We start from the raw sequence: 22,800 nt of genomic DNA on the forward strand, positions 1-22,800 counted from the left end.
CGGGCGGAGCCGACGGTGTCGCTGTTCGCGGACCGGTCGGAGCTGGTGGATCGGGCGGAGCCGACGGTGTCGTTCGGGTCGGTGGACCGGGCCGAGGCGGCGGTGTCGCCCGACCCGGCGACGGTGCCGGGCCCCGCATCCGAGCCGGTCCAGGGTCCGGACGACCCCCGCCCGCCGGTCGCCTCCCCGGTGGACGAGGCGTCCCCGGTGGACGACGGTCCGGGGGAGGCGGTACGACCCGCTCCGGAGCCGGCCGTGTCCCCGCCGGCCGTCAACCCGCCCGTCGACCCGGCCTTCCTGCCGGCCAACGAGGTCGAGGAGGAACTGCTGGACGCGGCGGGCGCCGGCAGCACCGACACCTTCCTGTCGACCCTGCTGCTGGCCCGGGTGCTGCTGCCCGTCGCCCCGGACTCGGCCTCCGGGAGCCGCCCCGGCGACCCCGGTTTCGTCTGGCGTACCGAGAAGCTGGACGGGGAGCGCTACGTGGTGGTGCACACCTCGCCGGAGCGGCTGGCCGACCACACGGACGCGGTCGTGGAGACGGTCGAGGTCCGGTTCGTGCAGCTGATCCGAAGCTGGCCGGACGAGCAGTGGTCGTTCGCGGTGAACCCGGGCACGCCGGTCGGGGCGAAGCTGCCGGGTGAGCAGATCGTCGCGTTGGCCAACTGGGCGGCGGAGATGGGGCTCGGCGACGACGCGGAGCCGGAGGCGTCGACCGAGCCGGCGCCGGCCGAGACCCCGCGGTACGTCCCGACGGCCAACGATCCCACCAAGCCGGTGGTCATGCAGAAGGCGATCGCGCCGAGCCAGCTCGCCTACTACCTGGAGCGCGGCTACGACCGGGTCTCCGGCTTCGTGCACCGGGCCAACGAGCTGGCGCACCTGACCACCCCCGCCCAGCTGCACGACGCGCTCGGCCTCGGCTACCCGGACTCGCCCTTCGCCCGGGACGCCGAGACGATCTACGTGCTGCGCTGGCCGGCGTACCGGCCGAGCCTCTACCGCATCCCGTACGGCGGGCAGAACGAGGCCGCCATGCGGGCGATGGAGGGGTGGGTCATCGAGCGTGCACCGTTCCGGGGCAACGGGTTCGCGCCGGGCGAGAGCAGCGACGTGGTGGCCGAGTTCAAGGTGGACAGCGCCCGATTGCCGCACGGCACGCAGTTGTGGCGCATCGGCGCGGACGGCACCGAGCGGGTGATCGCCATCCTCGACACCGACACGCTGCTGTGGCGACAGGTGGGTGAGCCGTGACGCGCGACGGTTACGTCGCCCGCTGGCGCGGGCGCGAGTACCAGGCCAGCCCCGACGGCGACGACATCCGGATCTACCAGCCCGAGCCCGGTGAGGGCTTCGAGGAGGTCCGCCCCGGCCGGCACGTCCGGGTCCTGCCGGCCGCCGAGGTGGAGGAGTTGGCGTACGTGCGGACCACCTGCACCTGGCAGGGGCAGCCGTTCATCGTCCTCGGCGAGCACGACGGGTGGCTCCGGGTGGAGTACACCGGCGGACGCTGGCCGGTGGCGAAGGCGATGGGCCTGGAGGTCTTCGACTTCGGCGTCTACCAGGGCTGGGCCCCCGCCGCCGAGGTGGCGGACCTGCGCGAGCAGCGGGTCTGAGTCAGGACTTCGTCCAGCGCAGGATCTCGCCGAGCACCACCTCGCGGGCCTCGACGTGCGGGAAGTGCCCCACCTCGTCGAGCAGCCGCCACTCGTACGGCGCGCTGACGTACCGGCCGGAGCCCTGAGCGGTACGGGGCAGCGAGGCGGCGTCGAGCGCGCCGTGCAGTTGCAGGGTGGGCGTCACGAGGGGCTTCTGCATCAGTCGGACGAAGCGGTAGCCGTGCAGGCGCAGCACCGACCGGAACGCCCACCGGTAGCCCTCCATGGCGCAGAAGGCGGCCTGCGGGATCTGGATCGCCTCCCGGCAGCACCGCGCGTACGCCTCGAACTCCGGGCTCTGCGTCCAGCGAGGGCCGCCCCAGCGGCGCAGGATCTCCTCGACGGCGGCCCCGCCGTCCCGGGTCAGCACGTGCTCGTAGCGGGGCAGCTGGAACTTCAGCGTCGGCGTGGAGGCGGTGAACTGCCCGCGCGGGTCGGCGAAGATGGCCGCGCGCAGCCGCAGCGGGTGCGGTGCCCCGAGCACCACGAGCCGCCGGACCAGGGTGGGGTGGAACGACGCGGCGGTCCAGCCGATCAGGCCGCCCGCGCCGCTGCCGACCACGGTCGCGGACCGCTCCCCGAGGGCGCGGATCAGTCCGGCGACGTCGGCGGCGAGCGTGTAGCCGTCGTACCCCCGGGGTGGCTTGTCGCTGGCGCCGTAGCCGCGCAGGTCGACGGCGACGGCCCGGAAGCCGGCGTCGGCGACCGCCGGGAGGATCTCGTGCCAGGCCCACCAGTACTCGGGGAAGCCGTGCAGGAAGAGCACCATCGGCCCGGTCCCGGCCTCCACGACGTGGAACCGGCTGCCGTTCGCGCCGACGAAGCGGTGCGTCCACGGCCCCTCGGTCAGGACGCAGGACTCGTCGACGGCCCCGCCACGCTGCTCGGTCATGTGCCACAGCCTAGGGCCCCGGTGCCGGTCGGCCCGTTTCGCCGATGCGCCGGGTGGCCGGGACGGGCCGCCCGGGGTCACCCGACCGGGCTGATCTTCACGATGCTGGCGGGGATGCCGGGCCCGCAGTCGATCCTCGGCACGGCCGAGGAGATGGTGACCTTGACGGTGGTCTCGGTGCCGTAGCTGCCCATCCCCACGCCGTACAGGGCGTACTCCCGGCCGTCGTCGGTGACCAGGCCGTAGCAGGGGCCGGAGCCGCCCCGGACGATCCGGCCGGCGAGCACGTCGGTGCGGCGGCTGTCGGTCGGCGTCTTCGGCAGGGTGGGGGTCGGCGGCAGGGTCGGCAGTTCGGTGGCGGAGAGCGGGGTGGGGCGGCCGGCGGAGGGGACCGGCCGGTCGGGCGGCGGCTGCGTGCCGGAGGGGACCTCGGTGGGCAGGGCCGGCGGCGACACCGGCGTGGTGGCGGGTGGCGTGGACGTCGGTCCCTCGGACACGGTGTCTCCGTTCCCGGCACAGCCTGCCAGGGGTACGAGCAGGGCCAGCGTGAGCGCGGCCGGCAGGCCGGCGGTACGTGGTGTCACACTCCTCGGACGCGTCAGCGGCCCCGCCGGTTCCCGGTGTGCCGTGCAGGCTCGTCCGGGTGGGAGAAAGGCCGATGCCCGGGCAGGTGACCCTGCCCGGGCATCGGTGGTGCGCTGATCAGCGGATCAGGAGAAGCGGACCTTCAGCGAGGTGCCCTTCTGCTCCAGCACCCGGATCTTGGTGCCGGTGGCCGGGAGCTTGACGCCGTGGTTCGGCAGCTCCTCGAACCAGTACTTCTTGGTGTCGTCGAACAGCGGCTGCGCGGCCTGACCCCGGATGTACGAGGGCTGGCTGTTGATGTGCAGCGTGAACGAGTCCGCCTTCTTCAGGCTGAACGGCGCGTCGTAGACCTGGACGCGGGAGCGCCAGGGCTGCCCGGTCAGGTTGTAGATCGGCCGCGGGTGCGCGTCGATGATCATGTTACGACCCTCGCCCGGGTGGTCGAAGGTGTCGTTGTCCGCCCACCGGGTGTTCCAGTAGGAGATCAGCAGACCCTCCTGGTACGCGTAGTGGTCCACGTAGTCCGGGCGGGTGTTCGCGTAGCCGAAGTAGTACGGGCCGGTCTTCAGGTACTGGTCGTACGAGACGTACGACCGGTGGCCGGCGATGTAGTAGTTGTCGAACAGGCGGGTGTAGGTCTCCTCCTGAACGCTGAACCCGTTGAGGGTCCAGCCCTCGGCACCGGCCTCGGCACCGTCGCTGAGCAGGGTCTGCCCGTCGGCGGTCACGGTGATCGCGTCACCGTAGAAGCCACCGGAGGAGACACCACCGTCGGTCTGGTAGCGGAGCCGGAACTGCACGACCTGGCCGGCGAGCGCGTCCATCGGAATGGTCACGTCGACCCACTGGTCGTCGCTGGAGCCGTCGAGGGCGAAGCGCCCGGCCGAGATCTCCTTGAGGGCCTTGCCGTTGGCCGTGCCCGGCAGCGTGGCCCAGCTCTGGCCACCGTCGGTCGAGGCCTCGAAGAAGAGGTAGTCGTAGTCCTCCTCGATGTTGTAGCGACCCTTCATCGACAGCGCGGCGCTGCTCTTCCCCGTGAGGTCGATGGTCCGCGTCATCGAGTTGTTCAGGTCGTCCTCGTTGCCCGAGAAGAACTGCTTCTCACCCTCGAACGGCTTGCCGTTCTGGAAGGTGTACTCCCGCTGCGGCAGCACCACCACGGCGGCCTGGGCCTTGGCGGAGTTGTACTCCTGCGGGCCCAGTTCCAGGGTGCGCTTCTGGCCGGCCACGATGACCTCGTAGTCGAGCCAGCCGAGCTGGAGCTTGTTCCATGCGCCGAGGTCGCCGCCCCGGTCGCCGATGCCACCGTCGTTCTTGGCGCCGAGCCGGCTCTGGGCCATCAGGGTCCAGTGCTCGTTGTTGTTGTCCCCACCGTTGTTGACGTTGTAGTCGTCCGGCAGACCGAGGTCGTGGCCGTACTCGTGGTAGAAGACGCTGCGGCCGCCGTTCTCCGGCTGGATGGTGTAGTCACCGATCCACACGCCCGTGTTGCCGATCTGGGTGCCGCCGGCCGGGAAGTTGGTCGGGCCGGTCGAGCCCTGGTCGGAGGCGAAGGCGTACCAACGGTGGCTCCAGATGGCGTCCTCACCCTGGTACGGGTCACCGTCGGCCTCGTCACCGCCGGAGTGGACGATCTGGAAGTGGTCGATGTAGCCGTCCGACTCGTTGAAGTCACCGTCGGCGTCGTGGTCGTAGCGGTCCCACTGGTCCATCGCCTTGACGTCGGCGGCGATCTCCTCGTCGGAGCGCCCCTGCGCCTTCTGGTCGGCGACCCACTGGTTGGCGGCGTCGCGGACCAGGGCCCAGGTGTTGGTGCAGACGTTCGAGCCGCACGGGTAGCCACCCGAGCGGCCGTACCGGGCCTCGTTGTACTGGACCTTGACCCAGTCGGTGACCTTGCCCTCGACGCTGTAGCGACCCGAGGACTGGGCCTCGTAGTACTGCTTCAGCGACTCGTCGCCCTGACCGGTGCCGAAGTAGAGCTTGCGGTAGTGGTCGGCGTTGTAGTCGGCCTGCCAGACGGTGGTGTTGTCCACCGCCCGGTTGGGCTTGGGGATCTCGTTGTGCAGCGGCCCGTCGAACCGGGTCGGACCCGGGGTGTCCGGGTCGGTGTCCTGGTCCGGGTAGCTCGGGTGCCGCTCGTTGCCGAACTCCGCCAGGATCACGAAGATCCGGTCGGTCTGCTGGCGGGAGAGCTCGACGTACTGGTCCTGCGTCGGGGTGGAAGCCCCGAACGACCGGGCGCTACGCCCCTCGGCCTGGGTCTTGCCGACCTTGACGACCGTGCTGCCGTTGATCTTCTGCGCCTTGGCCTTGCCGGACAGGACCTCGCTCAGGCCCTCCTGGCGCAGCGCCCGCCGCTTGGTCTCGAGCGGGTTGGGCAGATCGTGGTCGACATGGGCGGGCTCGGCGGCCGACGGTGCGGCCGCCGGCAACTTCGGCGTCGGCGCGGCGCTGGCGGACGTGCCTGTCACCAGTCCTGTCGCCGTCAGCGAGAGCCCGAGCAGACCCACTGCGACTTTGCGCACGTGGTACCTCCGGTGTGAGGGAACCGGCCCAACGGGGGTACGGGCCGGTGAATACGTCCGACTGGTGGGACCAGTGGGACTCATGGTGAAGATAGACACTGCCGGGACCGGTGGGAAGACGCGCGCGTCGATTTGTTGCAACTTCTTGATGGGAATGCTTTTCACCGTCACACATACGCTGTTCATCAGCGGTGGTGAGCTGCGAAGACCTGCGGCGCGGCAATCGCAGTGACAGATTTCGATCAGATTCCGGTGGCACACAAAACGGTGGGGGCCGGTGGCGTCTGCCACCGGCCCCCATTGTCGACCAATCGGTCAGTTGGTGACCTTCACGACCATGTCGTCGGTCGGGTTGGTGCCCTGCTCGAGGATCTCGATGGTGGTGCCGCTGCCGGCGACCTTCACCGAGTTCCACGCGTTGCCCGCGGTCCAGTACTTGCCGATGCCCTTGTCACTGAAGACCGGGTTCGGCTCGAGTTCCGGCACCGTGACCGCCACGCCGTTGACGTGGAAGGTCTGCGCCGGCTTGGCGTACCGGCTGAACGTCGCGTCGTAGCCGTTGCGACGGTTGGTGATGGTGCCCTGACCGCCAACGTTGATCTTGTCGGGGCGCACGTCCACCGGCAGGTTCAGGCCGTAGCCCGGGTGCTGCGAGGTGTTGTTGTCGCCGTACGCGAGGTTCACGTACCACACCAGCATGCCGGGGTGGTTCGCGAAGCGCTCCACGAAGTCCGGCCGGGTGTTGCCGAAACCGAAGTTGTACCCACCGGTGCGCAGGGTGTCGTCGTAGCCGACGTAGGACCGGTTCTCCGCGATGTAGAAGCGGGGGTACGAGTCGGTGACCGAGCCGGTCATCCGGGTGAAGCCCTTGGCGGTCCACTCGGCGGCCAGCGTCTCCGCGTCGTCGGTCCAGGCGACCGCGCCGTTGGAGATGAGGGAGATGTCGTCCAGGAACGCGCCGGCGAGGTGCACGCCGCCGTCGGTCTGGTAGCGGTAGCGGAACTGCACGGTCTGCCCGGCGTACGCGGACAGGTCGTAGGTCAGGTCGACCCAGTTGCCACTGGTGGAGCCGTCGACCCCGGTCTCACCGGCGTCGATCGACGAGTTGCTCAGCGGAGCCCAGGTGGCGCCACCGTTGGTGGACACCTCGGCGTAGAGGTAGTCGTAGTCCTCTTCGATGTCGTACCAGGCCTTGGCGGTGATCGACGCGGAGGTCGAGCCGCTCAGGTCCAGCGTCCGGGTCAGCGTGGTGTTCAGGTCGTCCGCGCTGCCACCCCACCACTCGTACGAGCCCGCGAACGGGGTGTTGTACGAGGTGGTCTGGGTCTGCGGCGGGAGGTTGACCACCACGGCCTGAGCCTTCGGGCCGTCGCTGTCACCGGCCGGGCCGAGGGTCACCTGGGTGCTGCCCTTGCCGTACTCCACGGTCGAGTAGTTCAGCCAACCGAGGAACAGCTTGGAGAACGGGTCCATGTAACCCGGGGTGGAACCGATGTCGTCGGTGCCGTGGCTCAGCCACGAACCGGACGCCATGAGGCTCCAGAAGCCCACGCCGTTGTCGCCACCGGCGGTGTCGTAGTAGTCCGGCAGACCGAGGTCGTGGCCGTACTCGTGGGCGAACACGCCCAGACCGCCGTTCTCCGGCTCCGTGGTGTAGTCACGGATCCACATGCCGGTGTCGCCGATCTGCACGCCACCGGCGAGGTTGCCGGCCGGACCCGCGGAGCCCGCGAGGTTCGGGAAGGCGGCCCACCGGTGCGACCAGATGGCGTCCTCGCCCTGGGCGCCGCCGCCGGCCTCCTCGCCCTCACCGGCGTGCACCGCCTGGAAGTGGTCGATGTAGCCGTCGGCCTCGTTGAAGTCGCCGTCGCCGTCGAAGTCGTACCGGTCCCAGACGTCGAACTGGGCCAGGTACTCCTTGATCTGCGCCGGCGTCTTGCCCGCCGCCTTCTGGGCGTCGTACCAGGCGGTGGCGGTGTCCTTGACGAAGTTCCAGTACCCGTCGGCCTCGGAGATGGCAGGGCTGCCGTACCGGGCCTCGTTGAAGGGCACCTTCACCCAGTCGCTGACGTCCCCGTTGACCGTGTAGCGCCCGCCGGACTGCTTGAAGTAGAAGTCCCGCATCGACTCGCCAGGACCGAACATCATGTCCTGGAAGTGGGCCCGGTTGAAGTCCGACCGCCACAGGGTGCTGTTGTTGTCGGTCGAGCTGCCGTCCCAGGTGCGGTCCGGCTCGGGGATCTGGTTGTGGAGCGGGCCGGCGGTTCCACCGGTCCGCGGGTCCGTCTTGTCGCCGAACTCGACCAGCATGGTGAAGATCGGGTCGGTCTTCGGGGCCTGCTGGTACTCGACGAACAGGTCGTCCTTGACCTGGATGACCTTCGAGCCGTTGCGCGTCTGAAGCTTGGCCTTGCCGGAGAGCAGGTCGGAGATGGCCTGCTTCTTGATCTCCCGCTGCTGATCCGCCTTCGGATCGGGGAGGTTGTCCTTGCCGTGCTTCGCCTTGTCGGCGCCGGGGGTCGGCTCCGCCACCGGAGCGGCGGTCGCCGGGGCCGTGACGACACCGGCTGCCAGCAGCGCGGCCGCGGCCGAGGCCAGGCCGGCTGTGACTCGTCTCCTCAAAGGTCCTCCTCCTTTGTGGATCTGTTACATGACCGGGGCAGCCGAGGCCGCCACTGTCATGTGATGCGCCACTCACCATGGCAGAGGTTTCGGCGGTTGTCACGGGTCAATCACGGCCGGAAGCGGGCTTCAAATCGGATCAAATCGGCTCGAATGCAGCCGCAAAAATGCCGCTGATTCACGTTACGTTTCGGCCACGATCACCTAGCGTGATGGCGATTATGGAGTCCCCTTAGGGGAGCGAACAAGCTCTCGAAAATGTCACACCGATTGGTCGCGAGCATCGCAGGCGCGTAAGAGAAGGGGCCCGCCGGTGAGCAGTGTGCTCACCGACGGGCCCCGTCGTGTGTCCCGACGGACGAACCGGACGAATCAGTTCGTCGCGGGCGTCACCTGGACCGTGGCGTACGAGTTGTCCTTGGCGGCCCGCAGGATCCTGATCGAGACGCCGTAGCCGACGCCCGCGTCACCCGGGTTGCCCGAGCCGAGGACGGTGAACCCGAGGTCGGTGCCGTAGAGGCCGGTCGCCGGGGAGCCGTCCGGGTTGGTGATCCGGGTGGTGTAGGGCGCGTTGCCCCGCGACGGAAGCACGACCGAGGCGTCGTTGTCCCGGGCGAAGAGGCGCCCGTCGCGGATCTCGATGCCGGGGTACCAGCCCTTGGCGTCGGTGAAGACCGGCACCGCCGGCTGCGCCGCGAAGTCGGTGCAGTACTCGCTGTACGGCTCGTCCGCCGCCTCCAGGCACTCCTTGAAGGGGTACGTGGAGTTCAGCGAGAAGGCCGCGTTCGCCGACTGCGGCCGGCTGGGCAGGTTGTCCAGCGCAGACGGGTCCTTCTCGGCCGCCGCGCCCTGCCTGCGGTACGGGTCGAAGTGCGAGTCGACGACGAGCAGGCCGCCCTTGGCGCCGTAGCTGGGCAGCGCGGTCAGCTGCGCGGTGACGTGGTTGACGTCGCCGAGCGCGGTGTCCCGGTACCAGACCAGCATGCCCGGCGCGTTGTACGACAGCTTGTCCACCTTCCAGGCGTCCCGGGCGTAGACCGTGTCGTAGGCGTACTTCAGGCCGTTGTCGAAGCCGTCGAAGTTGCGCCACTCGGCCAGGTAGTAGTGCGCCTGGCTGCTGGTGCCGCTGTCGATGCGCCAGCCCGCGCCGGTGGTGTCGACGAAGGTGCCGCCGGTCTGAATCCAGCCGTTGGCGCCGCCCTCGACGTCGTCGCTCCAGGTGGTGACGCCGCCGCCGGTGACCGAGAAGTCGTCGGCGAACCAGCCCCGCTCGAGGAACGCCTCGTCGGTGGCCTGCCGCAGCCGCAGCTGCACCGTCGTGCCGGCGTACGCCGACAGGTCGACGTAGTCGTGCCGCCAGCCGTGGGTGTCACCGGTCAGGCCGTACTTCTTGTTGCCGAAGTCGACCATGCGGCCGTTCGGGTCGGCGTAGCCGTCGTCGGTGCTGACCAGCGTGCCGGTGGAGTCGTAGACCTTCTGCTCCGCCCAGGTGGCGCCGCCGTCGGTCGAGACCTCGACGAAGCCGTAGTCCCAGTCCTCCTCGATGACGTAGTTGTTCCACATCCAGAACTTCGCGTCGGCCGCCGCCGGCACCGCCACCTGGCGGCTCAGCTTGACGTCGGCCCAGTCCTGGTCGGCACCGGAGTACCACATGTTGGCGCCGCTGTGCGGCGTGGCCAGCGTGACCACCTTGTTCGGCAGGTTGATCTTGATGCCGTCCTTGGTGCCCACCGGCGTCCGGGACGTCTGCCCGAGCTGGACGTCACGCGGCTCGCTGCCCGGCGCGATGTTCAGCGGGTCGGCCCAGCCGAGCACCCACTTGTCCCACAGGCCCATGTGCGTCGGCAGCGCCTGGAAGATCTCGCCCGAGTGCGAACCGGACGCCATCAGGTCCCAGAAGTCGACGTCCGAGTCGGCGTTGCCGGAGGTGTCGTAGAGGTCCGGCAGGCCCAGGTCGTGGCCGAACTCGTGGGCGAAGACGCCGACCCCGGCGTCCTCCGGCTGCACGATGTAGTTCGACACCTGCAGGTCGGTGCCGGGGATGGTGTAGCCGCCGGCGATGGACGACGAGTGCGCCCAGACCGCGTACACGCCCTCCGCGCCGCCGCCCCGGGACTTGCCCTGGCCGGCGTGCACCAGCACGAGGTGGTCGATCACGCCGTCCGGCTCGAGGACGTTGCCGTCACCGTCCCGGTCGCCCTGGTCCTCGATGTCGTAGTCGGCCCACGGGAAGTCCGGGTCCATCTTCGCGAGGGTGTCGATGGCGTCGGTGGCGAGCCGGCCCGCGCCCTGCGGGTTGTCCGGGTGGCCGTTCATCGACTGCTGCCGGCCGGCGACCCAGTTGCCGTTCTCGTCCTGGAAGCAGCGTGAGGCCGCGTACCAGCCCTCGGAGTGCGGCACGGTGATCCACGGGCTGGCCTGCCCGTCCACCGTGTACGCGCCCTTGGACATCTCCAGGTACATGTTGTGCATGGTCCGGCCGGCCAGGTCGATGCCCGGCTTGCCGTCCGGCCCGGTCAGGTCCTTGCGGACCCGCTCGGTGATGCCCTCCTTCGTGTAGAGCATCTTGTCGAAGTGCTCCGGCGAGAAGTCCGGCACCCACATGGAGTTGTTGTCCAGGTGCGGCAGCGAGGCCGGGTCGGGGATGTTGTTGTGCTTCGGCCCGTTCTGCACGGTGCCGGGGACACAGCTCCGGTCCTCGAAGACCGTGTTGGGGACCATGACGTTCGTGAAGTCGTCGTCGGCCTGGTCGTTGAACTCCACCAGCAGGGTCAGCAGCTTGGCGGTCTGGGTGCCCTTGGCGTTCTTGATCTGCCGGGGGTTCTTGCCGGTCTTGATCGCCTGCGCCTCGGTCTTCGCGAGCTGGCGGGCGGCCACCGGGTTGCCCCGGGCGAACTTGCGGTCGTACGCCCGGGCCTCGTCGACGGCCGGGGCGTGGATCCCGCCCTTGCCCTTGACCTCCTTGCCGTCGGTGTCCGGCTGTACGGCCGGCTCGGCGTAGTTGATGTAGTACTCGTCGGCACCGATCGTGGCCCGGGCGGGGCCGTTCTCCTGGGCGGCCGCGCTGCCCGTCACGGTCAGTGACGTGGCGGCGAGGGCGATGGCGGGCAGCGCGACGAGTAGGCGTCGGCGTGACCCGGTTCGGGGATTGATGTTCATGCCGCTCCGTTTCTCGGGCATGGGGAGAGATGAATCGCCGGCTGCGGGCCGAAGTGACGCGCGTCGAAATCCGGGCGATGCGGCTGAACCTAAATGAGAAAGAAGCCGCCCGACAGGGGGCGACGAGCGCCTTTGACCGTTCAGCCCGCCTCGCCTCCACCGACCGAACGATTCGTACCCGGAAAACGGAAGCGGGGTGGGTGACGGTCCGTACGGACCGTCACCCACCCCGGGGTGTACGCGACGCGTCAGTCCTCGTCGGACTTCCCGCCGCCCATGCCGGAGGAGATCAGCTCCATCACCGAGGAGTCCTGGAGCGTCGTCACGTCGCCCAGCGAGCGGTTCTCCGCCACGTCCCGCAGCAACCGGCGCATGATCTTGCCGGAGCGGGTCTTCGGCAGCTCCGGCACCAGCATGATCTGCCGGGGCTTGGCGATCGGGCCGAGCGTCTTCGCCACGTGGTTGCGCAGCTCGGCGATGAGCTGCTCGCCCGCCTCCCCTGCGGTGTCGGTGGTGCCGCGCGGGATGGCGAAGGCGACGATCGCCTGGCCGGTGGTCGGGTCGGTGGCGCCGACCACGGCCGCCTCGGCCACCGCCGGGTGCGACACCAGCGCCGACTCCACCTCGGTGGTGGAGATGTTGTGCCCGGACACCAGCATCACGTCGTCGACCCGGCCGAGCAGCCAGATGTGCCCGTCGTCGTCCTTCTTCGCCCCGTCGCCGGCAAAGTACATGCCCTCGAACCGCGACCAGTACGTCTCGATGAACCGGTTGTCGTCGCCCCAGATCGTGCGCAGCATCGACGGCCACGGCTCACGCAGCACCAGGTAGCCGCCGCCGCCGTTCGGCACCGACCGGCCCTGGTCGTCCACCACGTCGGCGACGATGCCGGGCAGCGGGGTCATCGCCGAGCCCGGCTTGGCCTCGGTCACGCCCGGCAGCGGGGAGATCATGATGGCGCCGGTCTCGGTCTGCCACCAGGTGTCCACGATCGGCAGCTCGCCCCTGCCGACGTGCTGCCTGTACCACATCCACGCCTCGGGGTTGATCGGCTCGCCGACGCTGCCGAGCAGGCGCAACGAGCTCAGGTCGTACCCGGCGGGGATGTCATCGCCCCACTTCATCATGGTGCGGATCAGCGTCGGCGCGGTGTAGAGGATGCTGACCTTGTACTTGTCGACGACCTCCCAGAACCGGCCCTTGTGCGGGGTGTCCGGGGTGCCCTCGTACATCACCTGCGTGGCACCGTTGGAGAGCGGCCCGTACACGATGTAGGAGTGCCCGGTGACCCAGCCGATGTCGGCGGTGCACCAGTAGACATCGGTCTCCGGCTTCAGGTCGAAGACCGCGTGCGTCGTCCAGGACGTCTGGGTGAGGTAGCCGCCGGTGGTGTGCAGGATGCCCTTCGGCCGGGCCGTGGTGCCGCTGGTGTAGAGGATGAAGAGCGGGTGCTCGGCGTCGAACGCCTCGGCGGTGTGCTCCGCCGACGCGGTCTCCACCGTCTCGTGCCACCAGTGGTCCTTCGCCGACCAGGCGACCTCCTCGCCGGTGCGGCGGAGCACCAGCACATGCTCCACCGACGGGCAGTTCGCCACCGCCTCGTCCACCGTCGGCTTCAACGCCGACGGCTTGCCCCGGCGGTAGCCGCCGTCGGCGGTGATCACCACCTTGGCGCTGGCGTCCTGGATCCGGTTGGTCAGCGCGTCGGCGGAGAAGCCGCCGAAGACCACGCTGTGGGTGGCGCCGATCCGGGCGCAGGCGAGCATCGCCACCGCCGCCTCGGGGACCATCGGCAGGTAGATCGCCACCCGGTCGCCGGCGGTCACCCCCAGCTCGGTCAGCGCGTTCGCCGCCTGACAGGTCATTCGGTGCAGGTCGGCGTAGGTGAGGGTGCGGGTGTCGCCCGGCTCGCCCTCCCAGTGGATCGCCACCTTGTCACCCCGGCCGGCCTCCACATGCCGGTCGAGACAGTTGTACGCCACATTGAGCCGGCCCCCGACGAACCACTTCGCGAACGGCGGCTTCGACCAGTCGAGCACCTGGTCCCACGGCTGCGCCCAGGTCAGGCGCCCGGCCTGCTCCGCCCAGAAGCCGAGCCGGTCCGCGTCGGCCTCCGCGTACGCGTCGGCGGTGACGTTGGCCGCCGCGGCGAGCGCGGCCGGCGGCGGGAACTGGCGCGTCTCGTTCAGCAGGTTGGCCAGAGCCTCGCTCATGCCGCCACCTCGCTTCGCTCGGCGACGCCAGGAGGCTCCTCCGCTCCGAGCCTGATGATTCGCTCGCTTCGCTCGCTCATGCGGTGACTCCTTCGTCGCGTGACCTGCGTCTCCTACCCGGGTGAGGTTAGTCGCGGCCGGCGACCGCCGCGACAGCTCCACCGGCCGTCGCGCGCCCAGCGGACGCCGTCGCGCGCCCGGCGGCGTACGCCCGCCCGCCCGCGCGTCCCACGTGCTCGTCGCCCCCGGTTTCGCGCGCGTCCGGTGCTCCCATTCGCAGGCCCGCGCGTCGTGGTGGCGCGTCCGGCGGCGGGCCCGGCGGCCCAGCCCAGCCCCCGTCCGGCCCGGTACCGCTGGCGGGGCCACCGCCTGATCGACTCCACAGCGGGAACATGGCGGGGTCGGAGTGATCGGGACACCGCCAGGCCGCCGCCATCGCCCGCCGCGACCGTCCAGCCCTCGGCGGCCGGTGGTCCGGGTCGCCTTCCGGGCGGGTGCCGCCCGGCCGGGGCGTCCGGGTCGCTAGCGTGGCGGGGTGACCACCGATCCGCTCGCCCCGCTGCTCGCGCTCGCCGACATCGCCCCCGCCGTCGAGCGGGCCCGCGAGCGGGTCGACCAGGCAATGCGGCACCGCGCGTTGCGCCGGCACGGCGGCCAGGTCGCGGCCGAGGTCAGCCTCCGGTCCGCGGTGGCCAGCGCCGCCCTGGAGGGGTACGCCCACGAGCGCGAGGAGGTTCGCGCCGGAACGGTCACCGAGCCGGTGCTCCAAGGCGCGTTGCGGGTCGCCGGCGCGCTGCCCACCCTGAGCGAGCTGTGGCCGAAGGCGCCCCGGCAGGCCCTCGCGAAACTGCACGTGCTCGCCGCCCGCGACGTGGTCGCCGAGGCGGAGCTGGGCCGGCCGGTGGCCGACCCGGTGGTCGCCGCCCGGTTGGACGGGCTGGCCGGGCTGGTCGCCGGCGGCACCACTGTCCCGCCCCTGGTGCTCGCCGCCGTGGTGCACGGCGAACTGCTGAACCTGCGGCCGTTCGCCGGGCCGTCCGGCGTGGTCGCCCGGGCCGCCGCCCGGCTGGTGCTGATGTCCCGCGGCTTCGACCCGCGCGGCCTGGTCGCCGTCGACGTGGGGCACCGCGAGCGGGAGCCGGAGTACGTGGGCGCGGCCGGCGCCTTCGCCACCGGCACCCCGGACGGGCTGCGGTCCTGGCTCCGGCACTACATGTCGGCCGTCGAGGTGGGCGCCGACCAGCTCACCGTCATCGGCGACGAGGTGCTGGCCGCCTCCTGAGCACGGCAGCGCCGCCTCCTGGCCCGGTCAGCCGGCCTGCCGGGACGCGGTCAGCTGGTCCGTCGGACGCGTCGGCTCGCGGCTCGGGTTCCCCGGGTCGGGGCCAGCTCCGCCCGCCGAGCAGGTGAGCTGCGGTGGTCGGTCAGGCGACCCGGGCGGAGCGGGTCCGGCGGTGTCGGCCGTACCAGGCGATGCCGATGGCCACCCCGACACCGACGCCGAGCGCCGCCGCGGCGACCGGCACGGCGGGGCGCCCCCGCAGCCGCCGGCCCAACGGGATCGGGTGCCGGAACTCCAGCACCGGCCAGGCGTTCTCCACGGCCAACTTGCGCAGGGTCCGGTCGGGGTTGACCACGCTGGGGTGGCCGACGCACTCCAGCAGCGGCCGGTCGCTGTACGAGTCCGAGTAGGCGTAGCAGTCGGCGAGGTCGTAGCCCCGGACCTCGGCCAGCTCGCTCACCGCGTCGACCTTGCTCTGCCCGGCGGCGTAGAACTCCACCGCGCCGCTGTAGCGGCCGTTCTCGACCGCCATCCGGGTGGCGATCACGTCGGTGACGCCGAGCAGCTCACCGATCGGCCGGACCATCTCCTCGCCGGAGGCGGAGACCAGGACGACGTCCCGGCCGGCGGCCTGGTGCTCCTCGATGAGGGCGGCGGCCTCGGCGTACACGTAGGGGTTGATCAGCTCGTGCAGCGTCTCCGCGACGATCTGGCGGACCTGTTCCACCTGCCAGCCCTTGCAGAGCGTGGCGAGGTAGTCCCGGGTCCGGGCCATGGTCTGCTCGTCGGTGCCGCCCAGCCGGAACATCAGCTGCGCGTACGCCGACTTGACCACGTCCCGCCGGGTGATCAGCCCGTCCCGGTAGAACGGCCGACCGAACGCCAGGGCGCTCGACTTGGCGATGACGGTCTTGTCCAGATCGAAGAAAGCGGCACTTCGGCCCACGGCGCGAAAGTCTAGCCCGATGGTCTATCGTCGGCGGGTGCCTGGGGTCCACACCCTCCCCGACCTGCGGGCACAATCGCGCAACCCCTGCAGAACGTGACGGCCGTCACACGCTGTGGTCACATTTTCGCAGTGAGTGGGGTCGGCACCACTCGACGTGAACAGTCTGCTCGGGCATGCTTGTCATCACGACGAGTGCTCATATCTCGGACAGTTGCAGACCCTCGGCGGTTGCACCCCCCGTAACCGCTGAGTGGTTCGGCTCAACCCCCCCGGAGCCGAACCTCCCGACGACCCCCGTCTCCCCCCGACGGGGGTCGTCCCTTTGTGTGCTCCGTGGAGGAGGCGGTCGATCGCCGCCTACCTGATCACCGCCTTCTTGATCTCCCGGGCGGGAAGGAAGCAGACCAGCCCTCGGCCGTCGCCGTCGGTCACCACCCACGGGTGACCCACGTAGGTCTGCTGCCGGTAGCCCTGGCCCGGTTGCAGCACCGCGTACCGCTGCCGCTGGCCCCCGTAGTCCAGCCAGTGGACGACGACGAGCGTGCCGCGGGTGTTGACGAAGTCGACGAAGGTCTCCGGCCCGCCGCTGCTTGATCGCAGGGACGGCTCCTGGGACGGGGGCAGCGGCTCCAGTTCGTCGGGGCGGGGCTCTTCGGGGGCCGGGGGCCTCGGTGGTGTGGGCGACGGGCTCGGCCGGGTGGTCGTACCCGCGGCGGGCCGGGTGGGCTGATGGGTGGGCGACGCCGCGCGGGTCGGGGAGGGCAGCGACGCCCGGGTGGAGAGCGACACCGGTGCCGGCGAGTACGTCCAGCTCGGCGTGGCGCTCACCGCTTCGGTCCCGTCCGCCTGCCCGGCACCGGTCGGCGGGACGGCCACGGGCCGGTCCTCCGGGCGGGGCGAGGTGGACCAGAACGGTGACAGCGCGAACACCAGCGTGGCGATCACGCCGACCGCGACGCAGCCGAGGACCAGGGTCCGGGTGGGACCGCCGGGGCCGGGCGGGGACGCGGGCGGCGGCGCCTGCGCGCGGTGCCGGCCGTCGTGGGCTCTGACCATGGGGTGTGGCGGTGGGGGCGGTGCGTGCCGGCGCGACTCGGGCAGCCAGCCGCCGATCCGCAGGGTGGGGTCGGTGCGGTGCACATCGTCGGGTGATTCGGGCATGGCCCCGTTCCGAGAACGCGGGAGCCACCTCCAGCGGTGGCGCGGGCCACGATTATCGGCGCACAGGGATCCCTGTCGTCAATGGCTCAGAGGGTGGAAAACGGGACGTTCTTTCACCGCCCGTTCTGCCGCCCCTGCGCGGCAACGGGGAGTTCCGGATGGTCGGTCGGTCAATTCATTCGCCGCGTCGCTGTCGCGTGTAACGGAATTCAGATCCACGACGCTGTTATGGAATTCCTGAGGTGACGCTACGTGTCGGTCCCGGGCCCCCATAGCAGATCGTCGCCCGGTACGGCCGTCGTCCACAGGCCCCTCCGTCGTCCACAGGTGATGGTGGCGGGCCGGCGGACCTGGCTCCCCCGGAGCAGGGTCTCGGTCAGCACCCCCGAGCCCGACCGCTGGAGGCCGTGATGCCCCGTACCTCCCTCCCACCCCACCGGCGGCTGCCGCTGCTGGTCACCTCCGACGGCGACCTCCTCGACGAACTGCTCCGGCTCGCTGCGGCCGGCGGCACCGAGGTCGAGCTGGCCGCCGACCCGGCCGCCGCCCGGGCGCGCTGGCTGCCCGCCCCGCTGGTGCTCGTCGGCCGTGACCAGGCGCAGGCGTGCCTGCGTGCCCGGCTGCCCCGGCGGCCGCGCACCGTGCTGGTCGGACGCGCCGGTGAACTGGACCCCAGCTGGGAGATCGCCGAGCTGATCGGCGCGGAACACGTCGCCACCCTTCCCGCCGCCGAACCCTGGCTGGTCGACCGGTTCATCGAGTGCGGGTCCGACCGTCCGGCCGGCGGGGCGGCGCGGACCGTCGCGGTGCTCGGCGGTCGGGGCGGCGCCGGGGCCAGCGTCCTCGCCGGTGGCCTCGCCGTCACCGCCGCCCGCGCCCGGCTGCACACCCTCCTCGTCGACGCCGACCCGCTCGGTGGCGGGCTCGACCTGGTGCTCGGCTGGGAGGAACTCGACGGCCTCCGCTGGCCGGCGCTCACCGACGCCGACGGGCGGGTGGACGCCCCCGCGCTGGTTCGGGCCCTGCCCAGCCGGGGCGACCTGGTGGTGCTCTCGTGGGACCGGGGCGACCTGCTCGCCCTGCCCGCGCAGGCGATGGCTGCCACCATGGACGCCGCCCGCCGAGGGCGGGACTTCGTCGTGGTCGACGTGCCCCGTCAGCTCGACGCCGCCGCCGTCGTCGCGTTGCAGGCGGCCGACCAGGCGTATGTGGTCGTACCGGCCGAGCTGCGGGCCACCGCGTCGGCGGCCCGGGTGGTGGCCGCGGCGGCACCGCACTGCACGGCACTCGGGGTGATCGTGCGTGGCCCCGCCCCCGGCCGGCTGAAGGCCGTCGAGGTGGCTCGTGCCCTGGGCCTGCCGCTCGCCGGCACCCTCCGACCCGAACCGGCGCTGTGCCGGGGGCTCGAACGCGGTGAGGCGCCTGCGGCTGCCGGGCGTGGGCCGCTCGCGACGCTCTGCCGACGCCTCGTCGGTGAACTGACCGGCCTGCCCGTGCCGGGTGCGGCGTGAGCGCCCGCCCCGAGGACCTGTCGGCCCGGGTCCGGCAGCGCATCGCCGGCTCGGCTGTCCCGGTCACCCCGGCCGCGATCGTCTCCGCCGTACGCGCCGAGCCCACCGCCGCCGTCCTCGGCGACACCGCTGTGCTGCGGATGGCCGACCGGGTCCACGACGATCTCGTCGGCGCTGGGCCGCTCGCCCCGCTGCTGGCCGACCCGCAGGTCACCGACGTCCTGGTCAACGGCACGCGGGTCTGGGTGGACCGGGGCGAAGGGCTGCGCCAGGTGGCGGTGCCGCTCGGTTCCGTCGACGACGTACGACGGTTGGCGCAGCGGCTCACCGCAGCGGCCGGCCGCCGGTTGGACGACGGCTGCCCGTACGCCGACGCGCGGCTGCCCGACGGCACCCGGTTGCACGCCGTGCTGCCGCCGGTGGCGACCGACGGCCCCTACCTGTCCCTGCGCACCTTCCGGCAGCGCCCGTTCACCCTCGACGAGCTGGTACGCCAGGGCACCGTGCCGCGCCCCGTCGCCCCGTTGCTGTCGGCGGTGGTGGCGGCCCGCCTCGCGTACCTGGTCACCGGGGGCACCGGATCCGGGAAGACCACCCTGCTCAACACCCTGCTCGGGCTGGTGCCGGCGACCGAGCGGATCGTACTGGTGGAGGACGCCGCCGAGCTGCACCCGGTGCATCCGCACGTGGTGGGCCTCCAGGCGCGGACGGCCAACGTGGAGGGATCGGGCGTCGTCGGGCTGAGCGACCTGGTCCGGCAGGCGCTGCGGATGCGTCCCGACCGGCTGGTGGTGGGGGAATGCCGGGGCGCGGAGGTGGTGGACCTGCTCGCCGCGCTCAACACGGGCCATGACGGCGGGGCGGGCACGCTGCACGCGAACACCCCGGCGGACGTACCGGCCCGGCTGGAGGCGCTCGGGCTGCTCGGTGGCCTGCCCCGTGCGGCACTGCACGCCCAGGTGGCGGCCGCGCTCCAGGTGCTGCTCCAGGTACGCCGTGGATCCCGAGGTCGGGTGCTGGAGTCGATCTGCCTCCTGCTCCCCGAAGGGCCCGAACGGCTGGTCACCGTGGTCCCGGTCTGGATCCGGGGGCGAGGGCTCGGGCTGGCCGGTCGGGCGCTCGCCACCCTGCTGCGGGATCGCGGCGTGGCGGTGCCGCCGATCCTCTGCGAACCGTGGCCGGGATCGGCGAGCCCGGCATGACGTCCACGTTCTGGACCGTGGCGGCACTTCTGGCCGCCGCAGCGATGGTGGTCGCCTGGCCGGCACGCCGGATCCGACGTCGTCGCCGGGCGCTGCTCGGTGCCGGCGTGTCCGCTCTCCCCGCCCTGTCCGCCGCGCCGCCGTCGTCCGGTCCCGTCGCGCCGTCGTCCGCCGGAGCCGGGTCGCCACCGCTGTCCCGGTCGAGCAGCGACGGGCGATGCGTGGCGGCACCGGCCGCCCAGGACGTGCCGGCCGGTCCGCCCCGGTCGGGAGGCCGCCCACCGTCGCCCCGCCCACCTGGGCGGCGGGACTCTCGTCGCCCGCCGTGGCTGCCGGAGCCCGCACCGGCGGTCGGGCCGGCCCCGGCGTCCGGCCTCGCTCCGGCGGCCCGCCGTCGGGCGGGTGGCGAGATCACCCATCACCTGTCCGGCCCGGTGTCGACGGTCGTCTCAGGCTGGCGACTGTCGGCCCACCCTCGCCGAACGCTGCTCCTGGTGGGCGTGGTGGGCGCGGGCGTGGGCGGCGTCACCGCCGGCCCGGTCGCCGGGCTCCTGCTCGCCGGGTACGCGGCGCTGGGTGCCCGAGCGGTCCACCGGGGCCGGGCGGGGCGGCACGCCGCTCGGGAGCGCCGCCGCCGGTTGGACCAGCTCAGCGCCCTCGCCGCCGACCTGCGGGCCGGGCTGCCCGTCCCGGAGCCGGACGGCGACCCGGACCGACTCGGCCGGTTGACCCGGGCTGCCGTGCGGCTCGCCGACCGGACCGGCGCGCCCCTGGCGGAACTCCTCGAACGCGTCGAGGCCGACGCCCGGGCGTTCGACCGCGGGCTCGCCGCCGCCTCCGCGCAGGCCGCCGGCGCGCGGGCCACCGCGCTGCTGCTGGCAGCCCTCCCGCTCGGCGGGATCGGGCTCGGCTACGGCATCGGCGCCGACCCGCTGGCGGTGCTCCTGCACACCCCTGTCGGGGCGGTCAGCGCGGTGACCGCGATGGTTCTTCAGATCGCTGGTCTGCTCTGGACCGAGCGGCTGGGCCGGGTCCCGGACGGGGACAGCGGATGAGCCCGGCGGTCGCGGGTGTGTTGCTGGTCGTGGCGGCGCTGGTGGCGGCCGTACGCCCGGCGGCGTCCCCGCCGGCCCGGCGGCTGCGGATGCTGCCCGCCGGTACTCCGGGTGGGGTCGGCAACGCCGGGAGCGAAGCCGAACGTGCGGGGGCCACCGGTCCGGTCCCGGTGGAGGCGCCGGCCGGGCGGAGCCGACCGCCCTGGTGGCCCGACCCGGTACGCCTCGGCGCAGGGCTGGCCGGGCTGGCGGTCGCGGTGCTGCTCGGCGGTGTGCCGGGGTGTCTCGCCGGGGCGGTGACCGCGCTCGTGGCGGACCGGCTGCTGCGGCGGATCGAGCCCCGGGCCGCCCGCGCCCGCCGGCTGCGGGAGGCCGGCGACCTTCCGCTCGCCGCCGACCTGCTGGCCATGGCGCTACGGGCCGGGGCGCCGGTGGACCGATCGGTGCTGGCCGTCGCCGACGCGCTCGGCGGGCCACTGGCGGAACGTCTCGGCCGGGTCGGTCGGACGCTGCTGCTCGGCGGCGGTCCGGAGGAGGCCTGGGCGCACCTGGCCCCGGTGCCCGGTGCGGAGCGTCTCGTCGCTGCGGCGCTGCGTTCCTCGCGTAGCGGTGCCGCGCTCGCCGGTGCGCTGACCCGGGTCGCCGACGACCTGCGGGCCGACCGGTCCACCGCCGCCGAGGCGTCCGCCCGCCGGGCCGGGGTGCTCATCGTGCTGCCGCTGGGGCTCTGCTTCCTGCCGGCCTTCATTCTCGCCGGTCTGGTGCCGGTGATCGTCGCCGTCCTCGGCGACGTGCTCTGACAACCATCGAGAAGGGACACACAGTGCGCAGACTCCGTACCCGAATCCGCACCCGGCTGCGTGGGGACGCCGGGATGAACACGGCCGAGTACGCCGTCGGCACCCTCGCCGCGGTGGCCTTCGCCGGCATCCTGCTCAAGGTGCTCACCTCCGGCAACGTCCAGTCCGCGTTGACCGCGGTGATCGACCGGGCCCTCAAGTGAGCCCGCGCCGGCGGGCCGGCCGTGACCGGGGCTCGTTCACCGCCGAACTGGCGGCCGGCCTGCCGGCGCTGCTCCTGCTCCTGCTGACCGGTGTGACCGCGGTCGACGCGGTCACCACGAGGGCCGCCTGTCTGGACGCGGCCCGGGAAGCGGCGCTGGCCACCGCCCGGGGCGCGGACGGCGTGGCGGCCGGTACGCGGATCGCCCCGTCCGCCGCGACGGTCTCGGTGTCGGTCGAGGGGGACCGGGCCACCGCGACGGTCCGAGCCCCGGTACGCGCCCTCGGTGCCCGGCTGCCCCGGCTCACCGTCGAGGTCACCGCGGTGGCCGCCGTCGAACCGGGATCCCCGGGGGCCGAGCCGTGACGGTGGATCACTCCGGGCGTCCGGTGGGGGACCGCTCCGGCGGGGTCTCGCCGGCCGGCTGCCGTGGGCGTCTGTCGAGGTCACCGTGCCCGGGGTGGGCCCGGGTCGACCGGTGTCGTGCCGACCGGGGCGGTGCGACGGTGTGCCTGCTCGTCGTCGGTCTGGTGTTCGTGCTGGTGGGCGTCTTCGGCGCGGCGATCGGCAGTGCCCGGGTGGCGCGGCACCAGGCCCGGGTCGGTGCCGACTTCGCGGCGCTCGCCGCGGCGGGGCAGGCGCTGCGTGGTGACGCGTCGGCCTGTGCTGCGGCGGGTGAGCTGGCCTCCGCCAACGGGGCCCGGCTGACCGGGTGCCGGCTGGACGGGCTCGACGCGCTGGTGACGGTGCAGGTGCCGGTGACGCCGCTGCCGGGGTTCCACCGGACGGCCACCGCCACCGCCCGCGCCGGTCCGATCCGTGACTGACCGTGCCCGGACCGTGCGGCCGGGACCGTGCGGCCGGGACCGTGTCGCCGGGACCGTGCGGTCCAGGCTGGCGGTCGGAGTCGGCGCGGTCGAGGCCGGCGCGGCCGGGCCGATCGCCCGGGTCCCCACTCCCGGCGGGCTGCGGAAGGGCCGG

18 protein-coding genes are annotated in these 22,800 nt (G+C 72.3%); 10 read left to right on the forward strand and 8 right to left on the reverse strand.

Features of this window, described 5'->3' with window-relative positions; translation table 11 throughout:
• Both GA0070560_RS21045 and GA0070560_RS21050 read left to right on the forward strand, forming a co-directional pair.
• Positions 1-1,254, forward strand: a 1,254-nt coding sequence (locus GA0070560_RS21045) for an SseB family protein (RefSeq protein WP_170839512.1), incomplete at its 5' end; no start/stop codon positions are given.
• Positions 1,251-1,616, forward strand: coding sequence for a hypothetical protein (locus GA0070560_RS21050; RefSeq protein WP_091300638.1), 366 nt, complete (start codon positions 1,251-1,253; stop codon positions 1,614-1,616). The genes GA0070560_RS21045 and GA0070560_RS21050, both read left to right, overlap by 4 nt.
• 1 nt (position 1,617) lies before the next feature.
• On the opposite strand, the gene GA0070560_RS21055 is transcribed toward GA0070560_RS21050, so the two are convergent.
• The 6 genes from GA0070560_RS21055 to acs all read right to left on the reverse strand — a co-directional run bounded on the left by GA0070560_RS21055 (position 1,618) and on the right by acs (position 13,657).
• Positions 1,618-2,550, reverse strand: coding sequence for an alpha/beta fold hydrolase (locus GA0070560_RS21055; protein WP_091300640.1), 933 nt, complete (start codon positions 2,548-2,550; stop codon positions 1,618-1,620).
• Positions 2,551-2,627: 77 nt separating this feature from the next.
• Complete coding sequence (locus tag GA0070560_RS21060) at positions 2,628-3,047, reverse strand: hypothetical protein (RefSeq protein WP_245675629.1); 420 nt, start codon at positions 3,045-3,047, stop codon at positions 2,628-2,630.
• Positions 3,048-3,260: 213 nt separating this feature from the next.
• Positions 3,261-5,648 carry an immune inhibitor A domain-containing protein gene (locus tag GA0070560_RS21065; RefSeq protein WP_091300644.1) on the reverse strand — a complete coding sequence of 796 codons (2,388 nt, stop codon included), beginning with the start codon at positions 5,646-5,648 and terminating at the stop codon, positions 3,261-3,263.
• Between the two features lie 330 nt (positions 5,649-5,978).
• Positions 5,979-8,285, reverse strand: coding sequence for an immune inhibitor A domain-containing protein (locus tag GA0070560_RS21070; protein WP_091300646.1), 2,307 nt, complete (start codon positions 8,283-8,285; stop codon positions 5,979-5,981).
• Positions 8,286-8,657: 372 nt separating this feature from the next.
• Positions 8,658-11,444: an immune inhibitor A domain-containing protein gene (locus GA0070560_RS21075; RefSeq protein WP_091300648.1), complete on the reverse strand. Its 2,787-nt coding sequence runs from the start codon at positions 11,442-11,444 to the stop codon at positions 8,658-8,660.
• A 248-nt stretch (positions 11,445-11,692) separates the two neighbouring features.
• Entirely contained in the window at positions 11,693-13,657 is a 1,965-nt protein-coding gene (acs, locus tag GA0070560_RS21080; RefSeq protein WP_091300650.1) for an acetate--CoA ligase, read from the reverse strand.
• Positions 13,658-14,192: 535 nt separating this feature from the next.
• Between acs and GA0070560_RS21085 the strand changes: the two genes are divergently transcribed.
• The gene (locus tag GA0070560_RS21085; protein ID WP_091300652.1) at positions 14,193-14,939 is read left to right on the forward strand and encodes a Fic family protein; all 747 of its coding nucleotides are present in this window, start codon (positions 14,193-14,195) and stop codon (positions 14,937-14,939) included.
• 142 nt (positions 14,940-15,081) lie between these two features.
• Here GA0070560_RS21085 and GA0070560_RS21090 read toward each other — a convergent pair whose 3' ends face one another.
• Together GA0070560_RS21090 and GA0070560_RS21095 are read right to left on the reverse strand one after the other, a co-directional pair.
• Positions 15,082-15,885, reverse strand: a complete 804-nt coding sequence (locus GA0070560_RS21090) for an HAD family hydrolase (protein ID WP_091300654.1) — start codon at positions 15,883-15,885, stop codon at positions 15,082-15,084.
• Positions 15,886-16,245: 360 nt separating this feature from the next.
• A complete protein-coding gene (locus GA0070560_RS21095) occupies positions 16,246-17,049 on the reverse strand; it encodes a VHL beta domain-containing protein (RefSeq protein WP_245675630.1) in 804 nt (267 codons plus the stop codon).
• 410 nt (positions 17,050-17,459) lie between these two features.
• Between GA0070560_RS21095 and ssd the strand changes: the two genes are divergently transcribed.
• The 7 genes from ssd to GA0070560_RS21130 all read left to right on the forward strand — a co-directional run bounded on the left by ssd (position 17,460) and on the right by GA0070560_RS21130 (position 22,646).
• Positions 17,460-18,560 carry a septum site-determining protein Ssd gene (gene ssd, locus GA0070560_RS21100; protein ID WP_170839514.1) on the forward strand — a complete coding sequence of 367 codons (1,101 nt, stop codon included), beginning with the start codon at positions 17,460-17,462 and terminating at the stop codon, positions 18,558-18,560.
• A complete protein-coding gene (locus GA0070560_RS21105; protein ID WP_091300657.1) occupies positions 18,557-19,762 on the forward strand; it encodes a TadA family conjugal transfer-associated ATPase in 1,206 nt (401 codons plus the stop codon). The genes ssd and GA0070560_RS21105 overlap by 4 nt, the downstream gene beginning before the upstream one ends.
• Positions 19,759-20,817, forward strand: a complete 1,059-nt coding sequence (locus tag GA0070560_RS29950; protein ID WP_091300731.1) for a hypothetical protein — start codon at positions 19,759-19,761, stop codon at positions 20,815-20,817. Before GA0070560_RS21105 ends, GA0070560_RS29950 begins: the two co-directional genes overlap by 4 nt.
• On the forward strand, positions 20,814-21,617 hold the full coding sequence (locus GA0070560_RS21115) for a type II secretion system F family protein (protein ID WP_425412686.1): 804 nt from the start codon (positions 20,814-20,816) through the stop codon (positions 21,615-21,617). Before GA0070560_RS29950 ends, GA0070560_RS21115 begins: the two co-directional genes overlap by 4 nt.
• A 74-nt stretch (positions 21,618-21,691) precedes the next feature.
• Complete coding sequence (locus GA0070560_RS21120; protein ID WP_208418639.1) at positions 21,692-21,820, forward strand: DUF4244 domain-containing protein; 129 nt, start codon at positions 21,692-21,694, stop codon at positions 21,818-21,820.
• Complete coding sequence (locus GA0070560_RS21125; RefSeq protein ID WP_091300661.1) at positions 21,817-22,185, forward strand: TadE family type IV pilus minor pilin; 369 nt, start codon at positions 21,817-21,819, stop codon at positions 22,183-22,185. Before GA0070560_RS21120 ends, GA0070560_RS21125 begins: the two co-directional genes overlap by 4 nt.
• Before the next feature lie 71 nt (positions 22,186-22,256).
• Complete coding sequence (locus tag GA0070560_RS21130) at positions 22,257-22,646, forward strand: Rv3654c family TadE-like protein (protein WP_091300734.1); 390 nt, start codon at positions 22,257-22,259, stop codon at positions 22,644-22,646.
• Positions 22,647-22,800 lie beyond the last annotated feature (154 nt).

The organism is Micromonospora halophytica, from assembly GCF_900090245.1.
GTDB lineage: Bacteria > Actinomycetota > Actinomycetes > Mycobacteriales > Micromonosporaceae > Micromonospora > Micromonospora halophytica.